Origin of the sequence: Rhizobium sp. CRRU65, from assembly GCF_048551595.1 — a bacterium.
In the GTDB taxonomy this organism is placed as follows: Bacteria; Pseudomonadota; Alphaproteobacteria; order Rhizobiales; family Rhizobiaceae; genus Rhizobium; species Rhizobium leguminosarum_J.
Window position 1 is genome coordinate 293609 of record NZ_JBLYZH010000005.1, and the last position, 22978, is coordinate 316586.

Here is a 22978-nt window from a genome sequence, read left to right on the forward strand (position 1 = left end):
TTACCTCACCCGGATGCGTGGATCGAGCAGCATGTAGCCAAGGTCGCCAAGCAGCTGCGTGACAACGGCGATGGCGACGGTGATCAATGTAGCGGCCTCGAGCGTTGCGATATCGCCGAACAGACTTGCATCGAGGATCAGGCGGCCGAAGCCCGGATAGGCAAAGACGAGCTCGGTGACGACGACGCCGCTGATCAGAAAGTTAATTTGCAGCAGCAACACGGTGAACGGCGCGATCATCGCATTCCGCAACGCGTGGCCGAGAACCATGCGGCGCGTGCTCATGCCCTTGAGGATTGCGGTGCGGATATAGGGCCGCTCCATGACGCCGATCATCGAGACCCGGATCATGCGGGCCACATAGCCGAAGTCATAGATGACGAGCACCGCGACGGGCAGGACGAACTGATACGGCACAGCCCAGCCGCCATCGCTGTTGAGCGGACTGGTGCCTGGCAGGATCGGCCAGAGGATCACGAAAAGCGTCACCAGGAAGACGCCTGACGCGAACTCCGGAATAGACGTGAAGGTGATACAGATGACCGATAGCGTCCGGTCCAGCACCCCACCTTCTTTCAACCCCGACAGGATGCCGAAAATGATCGACAGCGGGACGATCAGCAAGAACGCCAGCCCGGCGAGGATCGAGGTATTGCCGAGACGATCCCAGATGACATCGTTGACGGGCAGCTTATTCAGGGTGGAGTAGCCGAAGTTGCCGAAGTACTGGGCGCCGCGCGGATCCTTGAAGTTTAACCCGGTGGTCGGATCCTGAAGCGGATCGGGAATTGCGCCGACGAGCACACCGAGCCAGCGGCCGTAGCGTACCAGCAGCGGATCATTGGCCTTCAGTTTCTGGGACAGCAGGTCCACCTGCTGCTGGGTAGCGAAAGGACCGAGCGATTTGCGCGCCACGCTGCCGGGAGTGAACTCGCAAACGGCGAAGACGAGAAACGAAGCACAGAGCATCGTCACGACCATCATCGCCAAGCGCTTGAGGAAGAAATTCGCCATAGCCGGAGGAATCCGAATGTCCGAGCCCAGCACCCGACCGCGCGAACGCGGCCAGGCGCCAGCCGGGAGGTTACGCCGAGATCGCGTATTGATGCGCGAAGATGTATTGAGAAGGATGGAGCTCGAAGCCCTTGACCTTCTTGTCCATGACGGTCGAGAAGACGCGCCAGAAGGGCTGAACGATGGGCCCGTCATCCTGCATGATCGCCTCGATCTTCGCCATGACCTTGCTGCGTTGCTTCGGATCGAGGATGCCCTCGGCTTCGGTCAGCAGCTTGTCGAAATCCGCGTTGGAATAATTGGACTCGTTCCAGGCGGCATTCGAACGATAGGCAAGCGACAATGTCATGATCGCCAGCGGCCGGTGACCCCAGGCAGTCAGGCTGAATGGCGCCGTTGTCCAGACTTCCCAGTATTGGGCGCTGGGCAGGGACTTGATGTTGATCTTTACGCCGATGTCCTTGAACTGCTCGGCAAGGACCTGCGCCGTGTTCAGTTCCCAGATCGGATCGGGACGTGTGACCATGTCGAATTCGAAACCATCCGGATAGCCGGCATCTGCCAGAAGCTTCTTCGCTTTTTCGATGTCGCGCGGATATTTCGGCAGTGCCGCGTATTCGGGATGCGAGGGCGCGACGTGATGGTCTTCGGCGGGAATGCCGGCGCCGAGGAGTGCCGTCTGAATGACCTTGTCGCGGTCGATCGAATAGCGCATCGCCTGGCGCACGCGCTTGTCCTTGAACTGCTCGATATCGGGGTGCATGCGGGCAACGACCGTCTGGGTCGTCTCGACCTGGTGGACCGCCACATGCGGGAAATTCTTCATCGCATTGATCTGGACCGCGTCGGCTTCCGACAGGCCATCGACCTGCTTGGAAGCTATGGCCGCGATACCGGCCCCCGGATTGTCGCCGAGGTCGACATATTCGAACGTATCGAGATAAGGCCCGGTGCCCCAATAGTCGGTGCGGGCTTTGTACTTGGCGCCCTTGCCGACGACGTATTCGGTGATAACGAAGGGACCCGTGCCGTTCGCGTCAGGACCGAAAGCGCCATTTTCTTCGGGATCGATGATGAACATCGGGTAGTGATAGAGGTGCTCGGGCACGGCAATCTGCGGCGAGGAGCAGTTGAGACGGACGGTGTGGTCGTTGACTTTCTCGATGGCGTTGTCGGCCCAGAGCTTGCTCGACTTCTTGGGATTGCCTTTCTCGTCCTTTTCGCCGGTTTCGTATTCCTGCACGAGATAACCGGTGAAGAGCCCGAGCATCGACGAACCGATTGCTGGATCGCAGACGCGCTTCAGGTTCCAGATCACGTCGTCTGCGGTCAATGGCCTGCCCTTGCGCCACTTGACGTCCGTGCGGAGATGGAGCGTCCACGTCTTCAGGTCGTCGCTGACTTCCCACTTTTCCAGCAGATAAGGATGGGTAATGTTGTGGCGATCGGTGAGGGTCAGATACTCGCAGACTTGGCGGATGACGTTCGATTTTTCAGCGAAATCGGCCAGATGCGGATCCTTGATTTCCATGCAACGCATGCCGATGCGCAGGTTTCCGCCCTTCGGCATATCGTCGGCCCGGGCGCCGCCTGGCACCGGAACGCCGGCCAGAGAATATGCGGCTGCGGCCGAAATACCAAGAAGCGTCGCTTTTCGCAGAAATTCTCGGCGGCCGATCGAGCCGCTCGACATCTGTTCGACCAGAGTCGGGATATAGGAATGCTCAGACTTGTCCACGGTTGTCATCTCCTGGTTAGCGCTTTAACTGTTCCGAATTTTTGTTGGTCGGACCGGCCGGCAAGACACTCGCCCCAGGCTCGGTCGCAGCGGACTTTTTGTCCGTCACCCATCCGTCTTGATTTACGTTAAGACGGGATGGACCTCTGTGACATGCGGTGATCCGACATCTTCTCTGCGCGAATCGACATTGTTCATGACATTGGCTCCTCTCGCCGTTTCTCCGCCTTTCGAGTCGCGGCAGGGCTCTCGCGAAACCGCGTGCGGTATGAACGGCCGAAATGCGAAGCCGACTGATAACCGCAGATTTCGGCGATCTCACCGATCGCCAATTCCGTGTAGACCAGCAGTTCTTTCGCGCGTGTCATGCGAAGCTCTATGTAGAAATTGGTAGGACTCTTGCCGAGGTTGGCGTGAAACAGCCGCTCGAGCTGTCGAAGCGAAAGCGCCACGCTACTGGCGAGATCGGAAATTTCGACCGGATCGCCGAGGCTGGCTTCCATCCGACGAACAACGAAGGCGAGCTTGGCGTTCCGGATGCCGAAACGATCTTCGGGCGACATCCTCTGAACGTCATCCTGGCGCCGTATCCGCGCGTGGTTGAACTGGTCCGAGATGAGTGCTGCCAACTCCCGACCCTCCACTGCAGAGATGAGGTAAAGCATCATGTCCAATGTAACCGTTCCGCCCGACGAGGTCAGAAAACGTCCGTCGATCGCGAAAATGTCGTCGGTGGCGAGACAGTTCGGAAACTCGCTGCGAAAGCTTGCAAGCGACTCCCAATGAACGGCACATCGTCGCCCTTCCAATAATCGCGCCTTTGCCAGGAAGAAGACCGCAGTGCTGACTGCTCCAAGCACGCACCCCTCCGAATGGATGCGCCTCAACCATGCAAAGACATTGGCATCATAGGCATCGGCATAATTGATGCCTGCGCAGAGGATGACGATATCGCAGCGCGGCGCCCTGCCGATTGCCGCATCTGCATCGAAGCCTAGTCCGCTGCTGGACTTCACATGGCCGCCATCCGCCGACAGGATGAGCCACTCAAAGGCCTTTCGCTTGGCCAGACGATTGCCCTGCCGCAACGAGTCGAGCGCCGCTGCAAAGGTCATCAGAGGGAAGTCCGGCACCAGGAAAAAGCCGATCCGGATCGGTCGATGCCCCTGTGCCAATTGCTTAAGCGTATAGGTCTGATCCGTCATGGGGCGAACTCCAAACATCCCGGTTGCCCTGCTTTTGCCGGTCCGCACCAGCGCAGGTCTTAGGCAGGCAACGAAACACAAACATCCACGACTAAGCGTCATCGCTTGGTGAGCCGCAAGTCGCAAAGGCCGCATTGTTCCTCGCCATCGATGAAGCAACGCAAATTGATGGACACATTATGCTCGTCGATTTTGAGCCCGATTATAATGCCGGCGCCTGCGTGGATTCAAACGTCATCGCGAGATACGAACCGGCGCCAGTTCTTTTGATCAGCGGACATCCGAGCGCGAGCGCAGGTTACTGTTTCGGTCGCTAGTCAGCCCTAAGCCGCGTTTTCGGCGACGCCTTAAAGACTATATGTTCTTCAGGCCGAAACCCGGAGAGTGGATAATGCGGCGTTCAGCGTTCGAACCGATCCAGCATGCTCTTCAGTTGTGCGTTTTGCAGCCGAAGCTTCCCCGCCAGTTGATCCCGGAGCAGCCTGATTTCTCCATCAAGCCTGATTGCATCGTCGGAAACGATGGCAAGGCGTGGAGATGGTCGCGAAACGACATCGACGACGTCCGCTTTCCTGGCCTGTCTGCGGCGTTTTCGCGCTGTACCTTCGTCAATCCGCGAGGGATTGGGCGCGGCGAAAGACATTCGCAAGAGGGATGGTGGGCAATGTCGAGGTGGCTTTATCCAATGTCATCTTGCTCTCGACAGAGACCGGACTCGCGGTCCGATAATTCACAAGTGCTGTGGGTTAACCCCCGTTTCTATTCGATCCTGAGTTTCAGCATCGAACAGGTTGATGCTCTGCGCATCGACGCTAAAACGAACCTGATCGCTTCTGCGTCCCTGGAAGCGCGCTTCAGCTCTGGCCACGATCGCGTGGTCGCCAACCACAGCGGTGACCATTGTGTCTGGACCCGTTGGTTCCACGACGTCTATCACTCCGTGGATCGCGGCATTATCCCTCTCGACGACCTTAAGCTCTTCCGGTCTTACCCCAAGGACACAATCCCGGCGTCTGGCTGCGCTATCTGGTATACTGACAGGCACGATCACGCCACCGCTCTCAAACCGGGAGCCGCCGTCGTCCGAGATCAATTCGCCCCTGATGAAGTTCATCGCGGGAGATCCGATAAAGCCGGCGACGAACATGTTTGCAGGTCGTTCGTAGATGGTCCTGGGATCGGCAAGCTGCTGGACATAGCCGCCCTTCATCACCGCGACTTTGGTCGCCAGCGTCATCGCCTCGATCTGATCGTGGGTCACGTAGACGATAGTCGTGCCGAGGCGTTCGTGCAGCCTTTTTATCTCGGTCCTCATCTCGACGCGCAGCTTCGCGTCAAGGTTTGAGAGCGGCTCGTCGAAGAGAAACAGATCCGGACTGCGAACAATCGCCCGCCCCATGGCAACGCGCTGCCTCTGCCCGCCGGAGAGGTTGGCTGGAAGCCGATCGAGAAGGTGGCCGATCTGCAGCAGTTCGGCCGCCTTTTGCACCTCCGCCCTGCGCTGCTGCTCCGGAACACCACGCATCTCGAGGCCAAAGCCAATGTTCCGCTCAACCGACATGGTCGGATAGAGCGCGTAGGACTGGAATACCATGGCGATGTTTCGATCCTTCGGTGGGAGGGCCGTCACGGATCGATCGCCGATCGCGATATCACCAGACGACGGCTCATCCAATCCCGCAATGATATTGAGCAAGGTCGACTTGCCGCATCCTGACGGTCCAAGGAGCACGAGAAAGCCACCATCCTCGAGGTCGACGTCTACTCCGTGCAGCACCTTGAATGCGCCATAAGACTTTTGAACATCCCTGATGGACAAGCTCGACATGATCGTCTCCTAACCCTTGACCGCGCCTGCGGTGAGGCCCTGGACCATCGCGCGCTGGACGAACGCAAACAGAATGACGACTGGCAGAATACTGAGCATGCCACCCGCAGCAAGAACGCCCCAGGGCAGTTGAAACTCGCCGACCATCAGTTGCAGACCGACCGGCCAGGTCCTCGATCCCTGTCCGGTCGTCAGCATCAGCGCGAAAATGAACTCGTTCCAGGCGGCGATCGCGATAAACACCGAGCTGGCGACAAGACCGTTGCGCGCGAGCGGCAAGACGATGCGCACCATGGCGCCCAATCTGGTGGACCCATCGATACGGGCGGCGCTTTCAAGCTCTTTCGGGGCCGCGTCAAAGAAACCTTTAAGCATCCAGACGAACAGCGGCAGCAGAAAGCTGGTATAGGCAAGCGCCAAGCCGAAGCGGCTGTCGACGAGGCCAACGGTCCGCATCATCACAAAGAGCGGAATGATCACCATGACGGCCGGGAACATCCGCACCAGGAGGTAGCTGAGCATTAGTCTGTCGCGGCCCCTGAACGATAGCCGCGAGAATGCGTAGGCTGCAAGCGTTCCAGTCAGGACGCAGATCGCCACCGTGATCGTCGTCACCACCAGGCTGTTTGTGATCAGCACCGGAAAATTCGATTGCGTCCAGATTGCGCGGTAGTTCTGCAACGTAATCGTGCGGGGAATGTACTGCATCTGGGAGGTCACGATGTCGGCTTCGTTCTTCAGGGACGTCAAAAACATCCAGACGATGGGTCCGAGGCAGAAAGTCGTCATCATCAAGAGCACGGCATAGGTCAGGATATCGGCCATGAGGCGGCGACCGCGACGGGTTTTGAAAATCGTCATTCCTTGGAGACCCGCGTGAACTTGATGTAGAGGGTTGCGAACACCATGAGGATGACGAACATGACGACCGAGAGTGCCCCGGCATATCCGAAATTGAATTCGCGATAGGCGGTTTGGAAGGCATAGAGCGACAGCACCTGCGTGGCGTTTCCTGGCCCCCCACCTGTCAGAACAAGCAGCAAATCGGGTGAGTTCACCAGGCTGATCACGCGCAGGATAACGGCCGCGGTGATCACCGTTCTCAGCATCGGCACGGTGATCAGTTTGAACTGCCGAACCGGCCCTGCGCCGTCGACAGCAGCGGCTTTGTAAAGATCTTCGGGAATGCCTTTGAGACCGGCCAGAAACAGCAGTGCGAAGAATGGAAACCCATGCCATGCCTCAACAAGGATAGTCGCGGCCAGGGCTGTGGCCGGATCGGCGAACCATGCCTTGTAGGTGCTCAACACGCCGCTGCGCACCAGCAGATCGTTGATGACACCCAGACGAGGGTCGAGCAAAAGCGCCCACATATGCCCTGCGACAACGTTCGGCAAAAAGTAGGGAAGCAGGATCAACACACCAAATAGCTTCGTGCCTGGAACATTGCGGTTCAGCGCGACTGCGGCGATGAAGCCAAGTGTCACCTCGATTGCGATGGCTGCGGCCACCCAGATCGCCGTGTTCTTCAATGATATCCAAAACACCCGATCCGACATCATCGCGACGTAGTGCTTTGCCCCGACCCAGCCGTTGAGAGCTGGTCGGGTGAGACGCATTTCACGTACACTGATGACGAAGCCATAAAGGGTCGGATAGGCGACCACCAGCAAAAGCAGGATCAGGCTCGGAAACAGCAGAAAGTAGACCCAGTAGCGTGTTTCGGACAGGTCGCCGAGAAGCGTAAGTGGACCACGGTGCAAGGCTGGCTTCATTTTTTCACGGCGACTTGCCGTCCTCTGGGACGCGACGACTTCTCGTCGCGTCGGCTTCACTACCGGAGCGCGGTCTCCAGACCCTCGATCATTCGGTCGACGGCCTGCTCAGGGGTGAGTTGACCCGTCAGAACGGATTGGAACGTGGGATTGACGACATTTTCGGACCAGCCCGCAGCGCCGACGAAACTGTTCGGCAGACGACCGAAGTCGAGCGTCTGCGAAGCGGCTTGGTAGATTGGATTGGTCTTGATGCGCTCATCCTCAAGCGCTGCCGTTGATGCCGGGAAATAACCCGTCGCTTCCAACAAGGCTATCGCCGCGTCTTTTTCTCCCCAGAAGCTGATCCAGTCCCAGGCAGCGTCGATATTGTCGTCCTTCATGATGCCGTTGCCGGCGTAGGCAACACGCGCGATATGTGCCTTCGGTCCCGCGGGCATTGGAGCGGTGGCGAACTGCTCTCCCGGCTTCAAGGCGGCCGAGATTTCGATCAGCGATCCGGTATGGTGCCAGACCATGGCTGTCTGGCCAGTTCGGAAACCTTCCATGATCTGCCGATAGCTGTCGTTCGGCACACTTGGAGGAACGACTTTCTCTTTCAAGAACAGACTTGAGTAGAAGGTGATCGCCTCCACCGCGGCAGCCTTATCGATGGCCGCCTGACCGTCCTTTACAATTGGCGAGCCAAAGGCCTCCATGACGTCGATGACGTATTTGAACGCCCCCGCGCCCCCGCGCATTCCGAAAGCGTAGCGTCCCTTTGCCGGATCGGTGAGCTTCCGGCAAGCGGTGACAAACTCATCAAAAGTCCTTGGTGGGCCCGAAAGGCCCGCTTCTTCGAAATAGTCTTTCCGGTAGTACATCCAGTCGACGAAAGCATAGGCCGGAACCGCGTATATCGCGCCGTCCTGAGACATGCCAGCCCACCGGTTGTCCGGCAGATTGGCTTTTCCCTTCCATCCTTTTACCCGCTCGGTGATATCGGTCAGCGCGCCCATCGCCGTCAGATCGGCAAAGCGTTCCGCAATGACCATTCCGGTGTCGGGCCGCCCGCCGGCCACGACAGCCGATGAAACCTTGGCCATATATTCCGAATTCGGAATGCTCTCTTGTGTGACCGTGATGCCTGGATGGGATTTCCCAAACAGCTCGATGATTTTCACCAGGCCGGCCATTTCCGACTGGCTGGCGAAGTGATGCCAATAATTGATCGCTGTGGCAGCACTTGCGGAGCGGACACCACTGGCAAGCGCTAGCGCTGCTGTCGCAACAAGGAATTCGCGTTTGGTGATCTGCATCTCTTCATCCTCCCAGATATCAGAATGGCGATCTGATCGATCAGATGGAGATAGCAGCCTTTTGAAGGTACGGCAACACCGGAGTTGACCTAGATAGCCTGGGATCAAGCCAAGCCGAGATTGCGATTTATCGCCGCCTGGAAATGGGCTTGAAGCGCCTTCTCGGCCGTGTCGGCGTTTCTCGAAGAGCATGCTTCAAGGATTTCCAGATGCTCCTTCAGCGTTCGAATAAGCATGGGGGGCGTCACCTTGCGCTCCAATCGCAGCAAACGCAGATAGTTGTGCATGCGCCGGTATGCGGTATCGATGAGTGGATTGCGCAAGGCGGCGATGATTTGACCGTGAAGATCGAGCTCGATGAGGTCCATTTCCGCAATATGGTCAGGCGTTAGACCATCCTTCTCGAGCTTTCGCAAAAGCCTGGAATGCCGGACTTCCAGGCTGTTCATCAAGTCCTCTCCGGCTTCCTCGGCGAACACGCGAATCGCTGAGCGTTCAATGATCGCGCGGAATTGGTACGTCGAGCGCGTCAGCTCAAGGCCGGGCCTCACGAACTGGATGCCGGAACGAGGATGGATTGTCAGAATGCCTTCGGCTTCCAGCATGCGCAACGCATCGCGAAGCGGCGCAACTGGCACGCTGACAATCTCGGACAGTTCGCTTTGGGAGATAAATGCGCCAACAGGGACCCTTCGTTCAAACAGGCTTTCGAGGATGCGATCATAGGCGAGATCGCTGAGCCGGGGGGCAGCGACCTCCGGTACAGTTGCCTTCGCTTTGCGCGCTTGCGATTTCTTCATCCGTCCGATAATACCTCTGATAGATCAGTTATCAATATAAAGCGATCAGAGAGCACGCTCCATGCCCCTATCCGGATTTCGTATAACCCGATTTCAATTCGCCCGCGACAGGGTAATCGGCGACAGTCAGGTCCGTGCAGATGACGTCAACGTGGCCGCTCTCGAACTTATCGGCGAAACCGGAAAGGTTGGGCTCGGCTTTATTCAAACGCTCTTTCATCCCCTGCCGGATCAAGCAGAGATCGAAGCCGTGTTCAAGCATGAAGCATGGCCCGCGATCGCGGGGCAAGAAGCGATCGGGCTGGTCCATCGCGTCAACCGCCCGCGAGGCGGCAATCAGCGGGCTTTCTCGCTGCCGTTTCACGAAGCTCTTCAGGTCGCATTGTGGGACCTGGCGGCCAAGGAAGTGGGATTGCCTTTGCATAAGCTGCTCGGAAGCCGCCGTGACCGGGTCCGCGCCTATGCCAGCGGTCTAGACTTTCATCTCAGCGACGAGGCATTCCGCGCGCTGTTCTCGCACGCCGCCGCCCTCGGCTACCAGGCATTCAAGATCAAGGTCGGTCATCCCGACTTCCGGCGGGACATGCGCCGGCTCGACCTGCTCAAAGAGGTCGTCCCCGCCGGGTCGCAGATTATGATCGACCCGAATGAAGCCTGGAATTCCAAGGAGGCGCTCGTCAAATTGACGGCGATCCGCGATGCGGGCCATGACCTGCTGTGGGTAGAGGATCCAATTCTTCGCCATGACTTCGAGGGCTTGCGTACGCTCCGTCACGCCGTGAACTGGACGCAGATCAACAGCGGAGAGTATCTGGATGCCAGTGGAAAGCGTCTTCTCATGGAGAACTTCGCAACCGATCTGCTCAATGTTCATGGCCAGGTCACGGACGTCATGCGCATCGGATGGCTGGCTGCCGAGCTTGGCATTCCGGTTTGCTTGGGAAATACGTTCCTGGAAGTAGGCGTCCACATGGCCGTCGCACTCCCGGAAGTCGAGTGGCTCGAATACTCGTTCCAGAATTTTGATCACCTTGTGGAGCAGCCGATCCTAATTCGCGATGGATTCGCCTATGCTCCCGATCGGCCAGGTCATGGTCTTGTTCTTAGCGAAGTATCACGTGAGCAGTGGTCGCGCCCGAAGCGACTAATTGGTTCGGAACTTGGTGAACCACCTGAAAATTCACGCCTTCCTCGTTTGAATGGAATGTGATGCGCAAGCTCGTTGGGCCGTTTGATGCGGTAATGTCTTCTGGCAAAGCCTTATGGTGTCGGTTTTCCTCACCGTCATCATGCCTGGTGACAGCGTCTTGATCCCGGACACAGGTTGTCCACCGGTCGCCGGTTTCTGTGAGAATTATCTGAAACCATCAGGAATCTCGTGAAGCTATCTGCCTTGCCGCCCAGACCAACCATCTGTGAAGCAATGCAGATCCCGTCCTCCGGAATTCGAAGATACCGAATGAATAACTATGCAATCAGTCGCTGAGCATAGCCGGGCTTGATGGGAGTCGAACCCACGGCACCTAAAATCACAGGATGTTTATGGGAGCCAGGGGCTAATCACTTTCAACCCAGCGACCTCAAAGGGCTTGTGTCGCGAGTTGCGACGGCAAGGCCGTTCGCTACGGCGGTGGCCGCAATATATCCATCCGCCTTGCGATCGCCTTCCGTTCGGCAAAATGGGGAAGCACTTCGTCCTCCAGGCGATCGCGAAGGATAGTTTGCGGTTTGCCTGAGGAGCACCTCGGAAATAATCCATCTCAGTTGAGCGCCAGGATTGCCGCGTTCAATGCGGAAGCATAACACAGCCAGACAATATACGGTGCGAAACACCAGAACGCCCACCCGTCACGAGCCTTGGCCATAAAAAACATAGCAACCGCCGACAAGCTCAGGATCGTTATCAGCCCCAGCGAGATAGAGTGGGCACCAAAGAAGATCGGGGTCCACGCCCAATTCAACACCATCTGCAATCCCCAAAGACGGAACGCCGACGAGCTGAAACCTTCGCTCAACGCTACGCGCCAGCCCGCTATCGCGATCAGCAAATATACGACTGTCCACACTGGACCGAACACCCAGTTTGGAGGGGTGAAGAACGGCTTCTCGAGCGGCTCGTACCACGCGCCCGGCCTGATGGTTAGACCGATCGCGAATCCGACACCCACGACGCCAATGACAAAAATCGCCAGAAGAGGCGGCCGAACCTTGATACTGCTCATTCGCCTGAGCCTCCATGCTCGATTTCACGGAATATTTTCCCGAACAGATAGCCGTGCAAGATCGCGATGATGCATCGAGCCGCACCTGGAGCGCCGACGACCAGGTCTGCCGATGCCGATTGAAGGTATCAATCCGCGACAGCAGAAAAACGATTGTGGTTGGCCGAAGAAGAAATTACCAGAAGGCATGAGATTACGACAACTCGAATGCTTTCGCGCGCTCATGCTCCACGGCACCATGACCCGCGCCGCGGAAATGCTTAGAATGTCGCAGCCTGCCGTCAGCACCACGATTGCCGCACTTGAACATTCGATTGGCCTGACGCTTTTCGTCAGACGTGGTTCGCGGCTGCATCCGACCCCCGAAGCCCAGCTATTTTACGTTGAAGCAAGCAAGGCCCTCGACGCGATCGAAGGAACTGCGCAGGCCGCGCGGGAGATCAGGTCCGGCCGGCGCGGTTCCCTCAGCATCGTTGCCTATCCCAATGTTTCGATAAGCTTGCTGCCACGGCTCATGTCATCGTTCGCGGCGGACAGGCCCGACCTGCAACTCAAGATCATCACGCGGCCATCCCAGGCGGTCAAGGAACTAATCTCTACGAATACATTCGACATCGCGATCTCCGAACTTCCGACGAATTATCCTATCTCGCATATGGAGGTGTTCTCGTTCGATTGCGTATGCATGCTTCCGAAGGGACATCCGCTGTGTCGCTTCGACACGCTCACGCCACGAGAGCTCGACGGAATTCCCTTCGTGACTCTTTTCAAGGGCGATCCCCTCTACCTCAGTACCGCCGCTGCTTTTTCAAAGATGAATGCCGCCTGGAATGTCATTGTTGAGACGGAATTCCTCACGAGCGCTTGCGAATTCGTCGCTTCCGGTCACGGCGTCGGGCTTATCGACCCTGTGATCAGCGCGGCCTTTACCGACAAGGTCGAACTGCGCCCTTTCGAGCCGACGATCACATACCAGATCGCCATTCTTTACCCCATTCACGACCAGCTATCGCGTGTAGCACTGGATTTCGTGGAGATCCTGCGCAAGGCTTTCAATGACGGTCGCGTGGATTAGCGGCCTAGGTTTTCCTGACGCGGGCGTATGGTCATGAAACGGAGCCACCGGACGGTTACCGAGTCCGTGTGAAGCCGTGCGTATATTTCGGTTCGATCCCCGACCCACACTCGAAAAACCCCGCCAGCGCGAGATAAAACCAAGCCATTTCGGCATCCTTGAAGCCGTCGGTCCTGTCCACCCCCTCAAAGGGCGGGCAGGATTTTTAAGTCGGGCTCAATCCCGCAGCGGTGGATACCAGGAGTCGGGTTCCGGATAGTCCCAGTCATCCGGGAACGCATATGTCTCGAAGCAGGTGGTTGTATCCTCCTCGGTGGCGAAGAATGCGAAGTGGTTACGCCCCATCCACGACCCCGATTGTATCTTCTTGAAACCGCGGCGCTCGAATTCCGCGATCCGTTCCTCGAAGGGGATATTGTTGCAGTCATAGGCCACGTGATGAATGCCTTCGCCGTGCGCCTTGAGGAAGTCCGCGAAGATCGTCGGGCCGGAGACCGGCTCCATCAGTTCCCAGACCATATTGCCAGACTGCGCAAAGCAGACGGTGAGCTCGAATGAAACCGCTTCACCCCTGTAGGTCTGGTTTTCCGTGTTTTCGGGGCTGAACTTGTAAACGCGCCAAGGTCCAATGCCGAGCTTCAGCAGGCCGTCCATGGTACGTTTGTGATCGCTCGTGACGATCGCCAATTCCACCACGTTGCCGAGGAAAGAATCGGTTTCAGCCCCGCCGGAAAGCGCCTTCAGGACGCTGTCCTGTTGAAGAACGATAGTCATTGCATTTCCTTTTCTCGGAGAGATGGTCGCGCTGCCGCGACCCCTTCGGTCTCATTCGCCACGGACAGGCAACGTCAGTGCGGACGCGCCGACATCCGCGGTCCTTCGGAGCTTGTGAGAAACGATGTAGGCCATGAACGCGACGACAAAGCCGGCCAGCCAGGAAAGATCAATTCCGCCCAGGCCAAGGGCAAGGGGGCCTTGAAGGACTTCGACGACGCTCATCTGGAAGAGATAGGCAGCGAAGACGCCGACCAGCAATGACAGGACGCCGGTCCAGTTGACGTCACCGAGCCGGCTCGTCGTGTGCGGCTTGTACAATTCGTCGACATTGATCGACCCGCGGCGCATAACGAAGAAATCGGCAGCGGTTACGCCAGCCCAGGGGCTGATCCAGACGACCATCGTCACCATGAACGTTTCGAACGCATGCGCGAAATCTTGCGACTGCATGAAGCCGTAGAGAATGATCGATCCCGCAACGCCGCAAGCGAGCGAAACGACCCAGCGGGGCTTGTTGATATCCATGGCAAGGCTTGAAAGCGCGGCGGAATAGATGACGACGATGTTCGTTGCGATCGGCCCGTGAACCAGCACGAGCAGGACCGGCAAGGCCATCACGCCAAACGCCGCGATGATGAGCTGGGCCGGATCGGACCCGACGCCGGCGGAAGCAATCGCCGCGCCGAGCGTGGCGAGCCAGACCGTGGGCACGAACATTCCCAGGAACGTTGCCTTGAAGACGCTGGACGGTTTCAAGCCTGGGTTTGAAAACCGCGTGTAGTCAGACGCATAGACCAGCCAGGATATGCCCCAGCCAATACCGATTGCCGTCATCAGCTGGCTCATCGCGGACCACCGCGCGATACCCGTGACTGTTGAGGTGGACCATTGGATATCAACCGTAAAAGACGCCATGAATGTCATTGCGACCATGATCAGCAGGATCGCCGGCATCGTGTAGCGCTCGAAATACTTGATCGCATTGAAGCCCCAGGCGGCGATCCCGATCTGGACCACCATGATGACGAGGGCGATCGCATATTTCACCTCCATCCCGCCACCAATTCCCATGCGATCGAGCGCAGCGACCGAAAGATCGAGTACGATCCAGGTGTTCGTCGCCACCCAGCCCATCGCCATGAGAAGCTGCACGAAAGTCGGCAGGTAGGCGCCGCGGCGACCGAAGGCGAGCCGAGTGAGAACCATCTGCGGAACGCCGGTCCGGTATCCCATGAGGCAGAATGTGGCGAAAAGCGCTGCCCCCACGAGATTGCCGATCGCAATGACGAGAAACGTATCCCAGAGGCTAAGCCCCATCTGGATTCCGAGCGCTCCCAGAACCCAGTTGATCGGAGCGACGTTCGCGCCGGCCCAGATCCAGAATTGGTCGAGTGGTGACGACGTTCGGTGCGACACTGGAACCGGCGCGATGCCATGGACGTCGTATGCCGACAGTTCGTCTGAGGTGAAATTGGCGGATTTTGACATTGGATTCCCCTGTCAGGTTGTTGCTCCTACTCCCGGACGCCACTTTCCGCAGGTGTGACAGATTTATGAAAATGAAAACTTCTCAACCCGGGTTGAGCCAAAGTGGAAAGTAGGGGAGAAGCATGTAAGACGGGATTGCTTGGCAGCCCTATATGGCTGCCTCTGCGTTCTGGCCGGGATTTATTCTTAAGTTTAACTCAAGAGTTCCAAAAGAAACCTCAATAACGCATGCATGCCGATCTGCGCGATGATCCAACGGTCTTAGATCTTCAGCGAGAGGCATATTCATGACCACGATTTTGCATATTGATGCGAGCCCTCGCGGCGACCGATCCTTAAGCCGTCGGCTTTCTGCGGCCTTTGTCGATCACTGGAAGACAAAGGATCCGTCGGCGGTCGTCATAACGCGTGATATCGGACGGTCTCCACCGCCGATCATCACCGAAGAATGGATCGCCGCCGTCTTCACGCCCGCCGAGACGCTCACTCCGGCTCAACAGCGGGAACTGAAGCTCTCCGACACCCTCATCGACGAGGTCGGCCGTTCAGACCTGATCGTCATCGGCGCGCCGATGCACAATTATGGAATGCCCGCGGCTCTCAAGTCCTGGTTCGACAAAGTCATCCGGATCGGGAAAACCTTCACTTTCGATCTTCAAAGAGGCGACTACCCCCTGGCACCGATCATGTCGGGCAAGACGCTCGTCATACTCAGCGCGAGAGGCGAGTTCGGCTTCGGCGTCGGTGGGGTTCGCGAACACATGAACCATCTGGAGACGCACATTGTCACCTGCGCCAACTATCTCGGCGTCGAAGAGAGCCACGTGCTTGCCATCGACTATCAGGAATTCGGCGACGAAAGGCATGAAAAATCGGTCCGGGAGGCTTTTGAGGCGGTGCCGTGCCTCGTCGACCAGCTGATCGGCCAAGTTTGCCCGATCGCTGCCGAGTGAGCCGGAAAGAACTCCAAATGCAAAGCCTTTCCGAAGTCGCGCTGGCCCTTGCCACCGGTCGAACAACATCGATGCAGCTTGTCGATGAGGCATTGTCGCGGGCCGTCTCCGCGCCCCATGCCTTCATATCCATCCAGGCCGATCAGGCTTTGGTTCGGGCCGAAGCGTCGGATCGTCGCCACCGGGAGGGCAAGCCGCTGAGTGCCTTCGACGGTGTTCCGATTGCGGTCAAGGATCTCCTCGACATTGCCGGAACCGTGACGACCGCGGGATCGGAGATCCGCAGAAATCTGGCACCGGCCCGAGAGGATGCCGAGGTTGTCTCCTCGATCCACGGTGTGGGGCTCATATCGATCGGAAAAACAAACCTCAGCGAGTTTGCGTTCTCCGGCCTTGGCATCAACCCCCATTTTGGAACTCCGATTCCCGGCTATGCCCCGGAACAGCGCGTCCCGGGCGGGTCGTCTTCAGGCTCGGCGATCGCGGTCGAGCGGGGCGTCGTCCTCGCCGCTATCGGCTCCGATACGGCCGGGTCCATTCGCGTTCCCGCCGCTTTCAACGGCTTGCACGGATTTCGGCCCTCCACGGGTCGATATCCCATGCGGGGCGTCCATCCGCTTGCCAGCTCCTTCGATACGCTTGGCCCCATCGCGCGCTCCGCTTCGGATTGCCTGCTGATCGATCAGGCCATGCGCGGGATCGCCCCGGAGCCTGTCCGCCCCCTCCCGACGGACCAACTCGATCTCGTGATCGATAGCGCGATCCTCAATGAACTGGATGTCCAGCCCGACGTCAGGAAAAATCTGGAAATCGCGCTGGCAGCGGTTGCGCGGGCCGGTGCCAGAGTGACCTCCGGCCGCGTCGATGTCATTTCACGGGTGCGCGACCTCATCGCCACAAGCGGCTGGTTGGGTTCCCATGAGGCGTGGATTTTTCTGAAGGACGTCGTGACAAGCAAGAACGGTATCATCCTGGACCGTAGGGTCCGTTCGCGGCTCCTCGCATCATCAGGGTTTTCTCAGGAGCAGGTCACCACGCTTTACCGCGAGCGGCGACAACTCATGCTCGACGCGGCACAGGCACTCAGAGGCCGGATACTTGTCATCCCCACGGTCAAACATGCGGCTCCGCACCTTCTCGATGTGGAAGACGACGACGTGTTCTCGCGGGTCAACCTGGAAACCCTGTCGCTGACGATGATCGGAAGCTTTCTCGACATGCCGGGCTTCGCGATCCCGACCGGCACTGACGGTTCCGGCGGCAATACCTCGGCTCTGTTCTCAGCACCGAATGGCCACGATGGCCGCCTGCTTCGATCGGCGGTCCGCATCGACCATATTCTCAGATCACAAGGAAAATAACCATGATCCAGAACCCGATCCCCTGGCCAAACGGAGCACGATGCGCCTGCTCGATCTCCTTCGACATCGACGCGGACAGTCTCATCCATATCGCGAAACCAAAAGACAGTTTCGACCGTTTGTACCCGATCACCATGGGCAGGTACGATCAGGTTGCCGTCCCGCGCATTCTGGAGACCTACAGGCGCCTTGGTCTGAAGCAGTCCTTCTTCATCCCGGCCTGGACGATGAACCAGTATCCCGACATCGTTGATGCCATCTTGGCGGGCGGCCACGAGATCGGCCATCACGGATACATCCACGAGGACCCGAGCGAGATTTCGCCGCCGGAACAGCGCCACTGGTTCGAAAAGGCGCTCGACGTGCATGTCAGGATGACGGGACGCAGACCGCGGGGATACAGAGCGCCCGTCTACAACGCGACTCAGTCGACGATCGACCTCCTGATCGAACACGGCTTCACCTACGATTCATCCCTGATGGCGGACGACATTCCCTACAGAATGAAAACCGCGGGAGGCGCGCTTTTCGAGGTGCCGCCGCACTGGGGCTCGGACGATTGGCCTCCCTTCGCGCATTTCGCGGAGATCGGCTACATGATGCCCGTAAAGTCGCCGACGGAAGGTCTCGCGGCCTCCTTCGAGGAGTTCGATGCGCAATACGAGGCTGGTGGATTCTGGATGGGCATCTGGCACCCGTTCCTGACGGGGCGTCTGGCCCGATGGCGCGTCGTCGAGCGCTGGCTTGAACACACCCTTTCCACGAAAGATGTCTGGTTCGCTCCGCTGGAGGAAATTGTGTCCTATGTCGATGAGCTGGAAAAGGCCGGCCGTTATCAGGCGCGGACGGATGATCTACCCTATTACGCCAAACCTGTCGCCCTGTGATCGGTTCATTTGATTATAGGTTTTAGCTATAGTGAATGCCATTATTATTATTGGAATTCGCTAAGCCACTCTGCTTCTTTGATTCACAACGATACGACACGGAAGGTCTCGAGGAATGAACAAGCAGACAGAGCTGGATTCGAATTCGGTGTATCGGATTCCCGCCCGAAAAGGGATCGCCGCACATGTCGCCGCCGGTCGCGTGGTCACCGTCATCAACACCCATGGATCCCAGGTTGTCGATACTTGGGCCTATAACGCAACCGACCTGACCGAATTCATGTCGATGGAGCACAGCCGGGCGTCGATGCTCACCTTGTTTCCGAAAGCCGGGGATGTATTCAAGACGAACAGGCGCCAACCAATTCTCACCATCGTCGAGGATACGACCCCCGGTATCCACGATACGTTGATGGCAGCCTGCGACATTCACCGATACGAACAACTCGGTGCACACGGCTATCACGACAATTGCACCGACAATCTCCACAATGCGCTTGCGGCAATCCAGCTCAAGGCCGGGGGAACCCCGAGCCCTCTCAACCTGTTCATGAACGTTCCGGTCGAAGCCGACGGTGCCCTTTCATTCCAGCCTCCGGCCAGCAAGCCGGGCGAGTACATCGCCCTCAGGGCGGAGATGGATCTCATCATCGTCTTCTCCGCCTGCCCCCAGGACATGGTACCCGTAAACAACATGGACCCGACCGAGGCGCATTTCAAAATCGGATGAAGACGGCGCGCTCCGCCGGACAGGCGGGTTTTGTCTTTCCATGGATGCGGGTATCGATATCAGATAGCAGGACCGCCCAGGACGTTGCGTCCGGCCGGCATCAAGGCTTCAACGGCTCTAACAAGGATGGAATAGTTCTATCGCCCTTCCAAGAGATGCAGCCGTGTTATGAAGACCCGCCGATCCATACGTCGAGGAGCTGGAATGCGAAAACTTCCCCCGCTGAATTCGTTGAGGGCCTTCGAAGCTGCCGCAAGACACGGCAGCTTCACCGCAGCGGCGAAGGAACTCTTCGTCACGGTCACGGCCGTGAGCCACCAGATCCGGCAACTGGAAGAATTGATCGACAAGAAGCTCTTCGAACGCTCGGGAAGGTCTGTCGTCCTAACCGAGGCGGGCGCTGCGTTTTATCCGAGATTGCGTGACGGCTTTGATCAGTTGGCCGAAGCCTTTGCTCAGGTTTCCGGAGAAAAAGAAGCCGATGTCGTCGCCGTCTCGATGACGAAGGTTTTTGCCGAGCGCTGGCTCATGCCGAGGCTCGACCGGTTTCATTCCTCTTTTCCCGATGTAATCGTGAACGTCCACGCCTCGGAAAACGTGGTCGACCTCCGGGCGGAAAGCATCGATCTCGCCATACGGTACGGGCCGGTCGATCTCGCGGCGAAGCCCATGATACTTCTGCGGGACGTCTATCTGGCTGTGGCCGCCTCATCGATATCGAACTCCGAGCGGCAGCCCGTGATCGACGACTACCGCAAGCGACCCCTGCTTGCCTACAAGTGGAAGAACCCCGAATTCCTTTGCCCGACGTGGTCAACGTGGCTGGCGGAGACGCCCCACGAGCTTGACGGCGATTTCAAGATATCCTGGTTCAGCGAAGAGACACTTGCGCTCCACGCCGCCGAACGTGGCCTGGGTCCATTGTTGACGAGCAATGTACTCGTCGATGAGAAACTGCGCGACGGAACGTTGCGCAGAATTGAGGGACCCATTCTGCCCGGCTATGCCTATCGCCTGATCGAGGGCCCGTCATTTGGCAAGAAGAAAAGCGCGGTCCGGTTTGCCGACTGGCTGAAGGAGGAAGCCGTGACATTTGCTCGCGGCATTCCGCATCCGATGAACACCCCTTCCACCTGAAAGGTTTCGCCTGCGGCTCGTTCAGCGTGCCTGCTCGATGCGTTCGGGAGTATAAACGAACGGTGACGCGCCTGGGGCGCACGGCCCGTCCAATCGTCACAAGAGTTTCGTAGCTGGTCACCGCTCTTAAACAACCCCTGCGCTGCGTGCGACCGTCTTGATGTGCGCGAGGCCACGCCGATAGCCGGGCACATCGAAATGCTCGAGCATGAGCGGAACTTCGCGCCCGAGTTTGGCAATCTCGGTGACATAAGCCTTGTAGTCGAGATTACCTTCGCCGGGCACGACTTCATCCAAATGGAAAGAGATCGTTCCAGGTCCGCCTTTCATCACCAGATCCTTCGCGTGGCACGAAACGATCCAAGGTCCAAGAAGGGCGAAACAATCTTGGATCATCTTTCCTGTATTGAAATAGAGCCGCGGCGAGATGACCATATTTGCCGCATCAATATGGGCTCCGAACTGCGGCCGGTCGATCGCCTTTAACAATTTGAGATAGTTTTCCGGGGTATCGGTCACCAGCCACGGCACCATCTCCAACGAGAACTTGGTGCGCTTGGGCTTCACCATATCGATGACATAGCGGGCCGTATCGACCGCGCGCTGGAATCCAGCCTCGCTTTGATTGTCTGGATGCGGGCCATAGTCGTAATTGTCGCTCAGCTGCCACCGGTCATCGGGATGGCCAACGGTTCCGTGGTAGGCGACGATGGCGCCTGCTCCCAGTTCGTCCGCCAGAGCCAGTTGATGCACGGCATATTCGAGATTGGCTTTCCGCGTCACATCATCATGGGCAATGAGGTTTTTCCAGGCACCTCCCTCGGCAATGACGAGATCGGCGGCGGCGAAGCTTTTCACCAGATCGGCGATTTCTTGGCGGTTCTCGAGCTTGATGGTCGGCATGTAGGCCGCGTTGTACCCGAATTCCACATGTGCGCGTGCATAGGCTTCGGGATCACCCCCATATTCGATCCCATAGCCACCGAGTCTGAACGTCATGAATAGTCTCCCAAATTGATTCTGTTGGCGGGCGGCGGCCAACGCGTCCCCGGCCGCATCTTGTCTCTGAGGCCTTCAAGCCTGAGGAATTTTGCCCGGATAGAGCAGCACCTTTCCGCAATTGCCGGTTTCCTGAAGAGCAAAGGCAGACGCGACCTCCGACATGGCGAAACGATGCGTGGTCAATCTGTCGAGAAGCGGCCTGGCATCGCGCACGCGCTGCAACAACTCTTCGGCGAAGACGTCATGGTTCCAGTGCCAAGCGCCAAAGATGTCGATGCCCTTGCCCGTGATGCGGTTGACCGGTAGCGAACCGCTCCAGGTGACGAAGGCAAGCCTCCCCCGCGCCCGCAGCAACTCCAGGACCACTGCGGGAGCGCCCTCATTGTTACTGGTGTCGAGGGCCCCATCCACGCCATAACCGCCGCTTGCGGCCCGCACCTGCTCGATAAGGTCCGGCGCACGGGGGTCGATGACCAGCTCTGCTCCCAACTCCTGCGCCAGTGCAGCGCGATATGGGTTCAATTCGAGCGCGATGACGCGCGCGCCAATTGTTCGCGCATTGATGATCGCCCCAAGGCCGACGGCGCCGCAGCCGGAAATCAGCATGGTATCCTGTGCGGTTACGTGCATGCGGTGCATCGCCGTGAAGCTCGGACCGAGGGCACAAATCGCCATTGCGGCGTGATGCGTCTCGATGTCGTCAGGGACAAGTTGCAACAGGTAATCCGGCTTCAACAGGAATTCGGCGTAACAGCCGATGCCGGACGATGAACCCGTCTCGTCCAAAAGATCGCGCTGCGAGGCGCAGTGGATATGTTCCCCCGAGCGGCAAGCCGGGCAGACGCCACAGCCGGCATGCGGCATGACGATGACGCGGTCGCCGACCTTCAGGCGCTTTGATTGTGCGGCATCGACAACAACGCCGACCGCCTCATGACCGAGCTCACACGAAAGCTTGCCAGAACGCCAAGATTGCCATTCCGTGCACATGGGCGCGATCAGGACCTGGATCTTGACTATATCACCGGAGGCTTGCGGTTCCGGCCGTTGGGAGACCTGCGCCTGACGCGGTCCAAGGATTTCTACACAAAGAATGTTCGTTACTCCTGCTTTTGCAAATTAGTGACGACACGGGCTGAGCCTAGCCCTTGACCGCACCCATGGAGAACCCGGCCTGAAGGTGCTTTCTGAACAGAAGGTAGAGGACGAGCAGCGGCAGGCTGGAGATCACGACCGCCGCAAACAGAAAGCCGAAGTAGGTGCTGGGCAACGGTTCGTAGCGTTGCTCTAGGCTTTTGCTGGTTCATTTGGTGACATCGCTACCTTTTTATTGCAAGTCGCCATCGGACTCGTAATCGGAGCTGGCTGTCCAATCAAGAACTGGCTCCGGTATCGTTGCGCTATCAAAGCGTGATAAGGTGCGCGATTGGTGAGATCGTCAACGGGGATTACCACAAGCGCCTAACCTTTTTCACCATGCGCGAATGGCAGGCGTGGGATGGCATCCACAATCGCGCGATGATCGCTTGAAAGGCTCCCAAGCGTCGGCACCAAAATGTTAGAATGGGGCGCTCTACAAACGGCAAAGTCCAGCCTCATCCGGTTCAGGAGCTGGAGGACAGTGCGAGAGGCATCCTCTTTATCTCGATCGTGATCACGCCCGCATTGTCATGGCGACGATAATTCCC

At 58.1% G+C, this 22978-nt stretch carries 21 protein-coding genes and 2 pseudogenes; 7 read left to right on the forward strand and 16 right to left on the reverse strand.

Annotated elements, in window-relative coordinates:
- The 9 genes and pseudogenes from ACM5SV_RS12935 to ACM5SV_RS12975 all read right to left on the reverse strand — a co-directional run bounded on the left by ACM5SV_RS12935 (nucleotide 1) and on the right by ACM5SV_RS12975 (nucleotide 9658).
- Nucleotides 1-1014 carry an ABC transporter permease gene (locus ACM5SV_RS12935; protein ID WP_012760393.1) on the reverse strand — a complete coding sequence of 338 codons (1014 nt, stop codon included), beginning with the start codon at nucleotides 1012-1014 and terminating at the stop codon, nucleotides 1-3.
- A 70-nt stretch (nucleotides 1015-1084) separates the two neighbouring features.
- The gene (locus ACM5SV_RS12940) at nucleotides 1085-2761 is read right to left on the reverse strand and encodes an ABC transporter substrate-binding protein (protein ID WP_245459858.1); all 1677 of its coding nucleotides are present in this window, start codon (nucleotides 2759-2761) and stop codon (nucleotides 1085-1087) included.
- A 185-nt stretch (nucleotides 2762-2946) separates the two neighbouring features.
- Nucleotides 2947-3957 (reverse strand): GlxA family transcriptional regulator, encoded by a 1011-nt coding sequence (locus ACM5SV_RS12945; RefSeq protein ID WP_012760395.1) that lies wholly within the window; start codon nucleotides 3955-3957, stop codon nucleotides 2947-2949.
- A gap of 400 nt (nucleotides 3958-4357) precedes the next feature.
- A pseudogene (locus tag ACM5SV_RS12950) lies at nucleotides 4358-4591 on the reverse strand (hypothetical protein); the annotation flags it as partial.
- Between the two features lie 96 nt (nucleotides 4592-4687).
- Nucleotides 4688-5785 carry an ABC transporter ATP-binding protein gene (locus tag ACM5SV_RS12955; protein ID WP_012760397.1) on the reverse strand — a complete coding sequence of 366 codons (1098 nt, stop codon included), beginning with the start codon at nucleotides 5783-5785 and terminating at the stop codon, nucleotides 4688-4690.
- A 9-nt stretch (nucleotides 5786-5794) separates the two neighbouring features.
- Nucleotides 5795-6646, reverse strand: a complete 852-nt coding sequence (locus tag ACM5SV_RS12960) for a carbohydrate ABC transporter permease (protein ID WP_017997326.1) — start codon at nucleotides 6644-6646, stop codon at nucleotides 5795-5797.
- Nucleotides 6643-7560, reverse strand: a complete 918-nt coding sequence (locus ACM5SV_RS12965) for a carbohydrate ABC transporter permease (protein ID WP_017997327.1) — start codon at nucleotides 7558-7560, stop codon at nucleotides 6643-6645. The genes ACM5SV_RS12960 and ACM5SV_RS12965 overlap by 4 nt, the downstream gene beginning before the upstream one ends.
- Before the next feature lie 59 nt (nucleotides 7561-7619).
- Nucleotides 7620-8858, reverse strand: coding sequence for an ABC transporter substrate-binding protein (locus ACM5SV_RS12970; protein WP_012760400.1), 1239 nt, complete (start codon nucleotides 8856-8858; stop codon nucleotides 7620-7622).
- 104 nt (nucleotides 8859-8962) lie between these two features.
- Nucleotides 8963-9658 carry a GntR family transcriptional regulator gene (locus ACM5SV_RS12975; RefSeq protein WP_017997329.1) on the reverse strand — a complete coding sequence of 232 codons (696 nt, stop codon included), beginning with the start codon at nucleotides 9656-9658 and terminating at the stop codon, nucleotides 8963-8965.
- Nucleotides 9659-9719: 61 nt separating this feature from the next.
- Here ACM5SV_RS12975 and ACM5SV_RS12980 point away from each other — a divergent pair, with 61 nt between their 5' ends.
- A complete protein-coding gene (locus tag ACM5SV_RS12980) occupies nucleotides 9720-10868 on the forward strand; it encodes a mandelate racemase/muconate lactonizing enzyme family protein (RefSeq protein ID WP_012760402.1) in 1149 nt (382 codons plus the stop codon).
- A gap of 330 nt (nucleotides 10869-11198) precedes the next feature.
- Here ACM5SV_RS12980 and ACM5SV_RS12985 read toward each other — a convergent pair.
- Both ACM5SV_RS12985 and ACM5SV_RS12990 read right to left on the reverse strand, forming a co-directional pair.
- Nucleotides 11199-11394: pseudogene (locus ACM5SV_RS12985) on the reverse strand (VapC toxin family PIN domain ribonuclease); the annotation flags it as partial.
- Between the two features lie 24 nt (nucleotides 11395-11418).
- On the reverse strand, nucleotides 11419-11880 hold the full coding sequence (locus ACM5SV_RS12990) for a TspO/MBR family protein (RefSeq protein WP_419425276.1): 462 nt from the start codon (nucleotides 11878-11880) through the stop codon (nucleotides 11419-11421).
- Between the two features lie 112 nt (nucleotides 11881-11992).
- Between ACM5SV_RS12990 and ACM5SV_RS12995 the strand changes: the two genes are divergently transcribed.
- Nucleotides 11993-12955 carry a LysR substrate-binding domain-containing protein gene (locus tag ACM5SV_RS12995; protein WP_003555080.1) on the forward strand — a complete coding sequence of 321 codons (963 nt, stop codon included), beginning with the start codon at nucleotides 11993-11995 and terminating at the stop codon, nucleotides 12953-12955.
- A 216-nt stretch (nucleotides 12956-13171) separates the two neighbouring features.
- Here ACM5SV_RS12995 and ACM5SV_RS13000 read toward each other — a convergent pair whose 3' ends face one another.
- Both ACM5SV_RS13000 and ACM5SV_RS13005 read right to left on the reverse strand, forming a co-directional pair.
- The gene (locus tag ACM5SV_RS13000) at nucleotides 13172-13729 is read right to left on the reverse strand and encodes a VOC family protein (RefSeq protein ID WP_003555081.1); all 558 of its coding nucleotides are present in this window, start codon (nucleotides 13727-13729) and stop codon (nucleotides 13172-13174) included.
- Nucleotides 13730-13780: 51 nt separating this feature from the next.
- Nucleotides 13781-15220: a purine-cytosine permease family protein gene (locus ACM5SV_RS13005; protein ID WP_419425277.1), complete on the reverse strand. Its 1440-nt coding sequence runs from the start codon at nucleotides 15218-15220 to the stop codon at nucleotides 13781-13783.
- A 287-nt stretch (nucleotides 15221-15507) separates the two neighbouring features.
- Between ACM5SV_RS13005 and ACM5SV_RS13010 the strand changes: the two genes are divergently transcribed.
- The 5 genes from ACM5SV_RS13010 to ACM5SV_RS13030 all read left to right on the forward strand — a co-directional run bounded on the left by ACM5SV_RS13010 (nucleotide 15508) and on the right by ACM5SV_RS13030 (nucleotide 20288).
- Complete coding sequence (locus tag ACM5SV_RS13010; protein ID WP_003555084.1) at nucleotides 15508-16173, forward strand: FMN-dependent NADH-azoreductase; 666 nt, start codon at nucleotides 15508-15510, stop codon at nucleotides 16171-16173.
- Nucleotides 16174-16190: 17 nt separating this feature from the next.
- A complete protein-coding gene (locus ACM5SV_RS13015; RefSeq protein WP_017997335.1) occupies nucleotides 16191-17534 on the forward strand; it encodes an amidase family protein in 1344 nt (447 codons plus the stop codon).
- 2 nt (nucleotides 17535-17536) lie between these two features.
- Nucleotides 17537-18421: a polysaccharide deacetylase family protein gene (locus ACM5SV_RS13020; protein ID WP_221966172.1), complete on the forward strand. Its 885-nt coding sequence runs from the start codon at nucleotides 17537-17539 to the stop codon at nucleotides 18419-18421.
- A gap of 115 nt (nucleotides 18422-18536) precedes the next feature.
- The gene (locus ACM5SV_RS13025; protein ID WP_003555093.1) at nucleotides 18537-19151 is read left to right on the forward strand and encodes a DUF1989 domain-containing protein; all 615 of its coding nucleotides are present in this window, start codon (nucleotides 18537-18539) and stop codon (nucleotides 19149-19151) included.
- Between the two features lie 204 nt (nucleotides 19152-19355).
- Nucleotides 19356-20288: a LysR family transcriptional regulator gene (locus ACM5SV_RS13030; protein WP_419425278.1), complete on the forward strand. Its 933-nt coding sequence runs from the start codon at nucleotides 19356-19358 to the stop codon at nucleotides 20286-20288.
- Between the two features lie 126 nt (nucleotides 20289-20414).
- Here ACM5SV_RS13030 and ACM5SV_RS13035 read toward each other — a convergent pair whose 3' ends face one another.
- The 3 genes from ACM5SV_RS13035 to ACM5SV_RS13045 all read right to left on the reverse strand — a co-directional run bounded on the left by ACM5SV_RS13035 (nucleotide 20415) and on the right by ACM5SV_RS13045 (nucleotide 22560).
- Nucleotides 20415-21287 carry a sugar phosphate isomerase/epimerase family protein gene (locus ACM5SV_RS13035; RefSeq protein ID WP_012760408.1) on the reverse strand — a complete coding sequence of 291 codons (873 nt, stop codon included), beginning with the start codon at nucleotides 21285-21287 and terminating at the stop codon, nucleotides 20415-20417.
- Nucleotides 21288-21362: 75 nt separating this feature from the next.
- On the reverse strand, nucleotides 21363-22385 hold the full coding sequence (locus tag ACM5SV_RS13040) for a zinc-dependent alcohol dehydrogenase (protein WP_128439534.1): 1023 nt from the start codon (nucleotides 22383-22385) through the stop codon (nucleotides 21363-21365).
- Between the two features lie 46 nt (nucleotides 22386-22431).
- On the reverse strand, nucleotides 22432-22560 hold the full coding sequence (locus ACM5SV_RS13045; protein WP_017997338.1) for a hypothetical protein: 129 nt from the start codon (nucleotides 22558-22560) through the stop codon (nucleotides 22432-22434).
- Nucleotides 22561-22978: the final 418 nt, after the last annotated feature.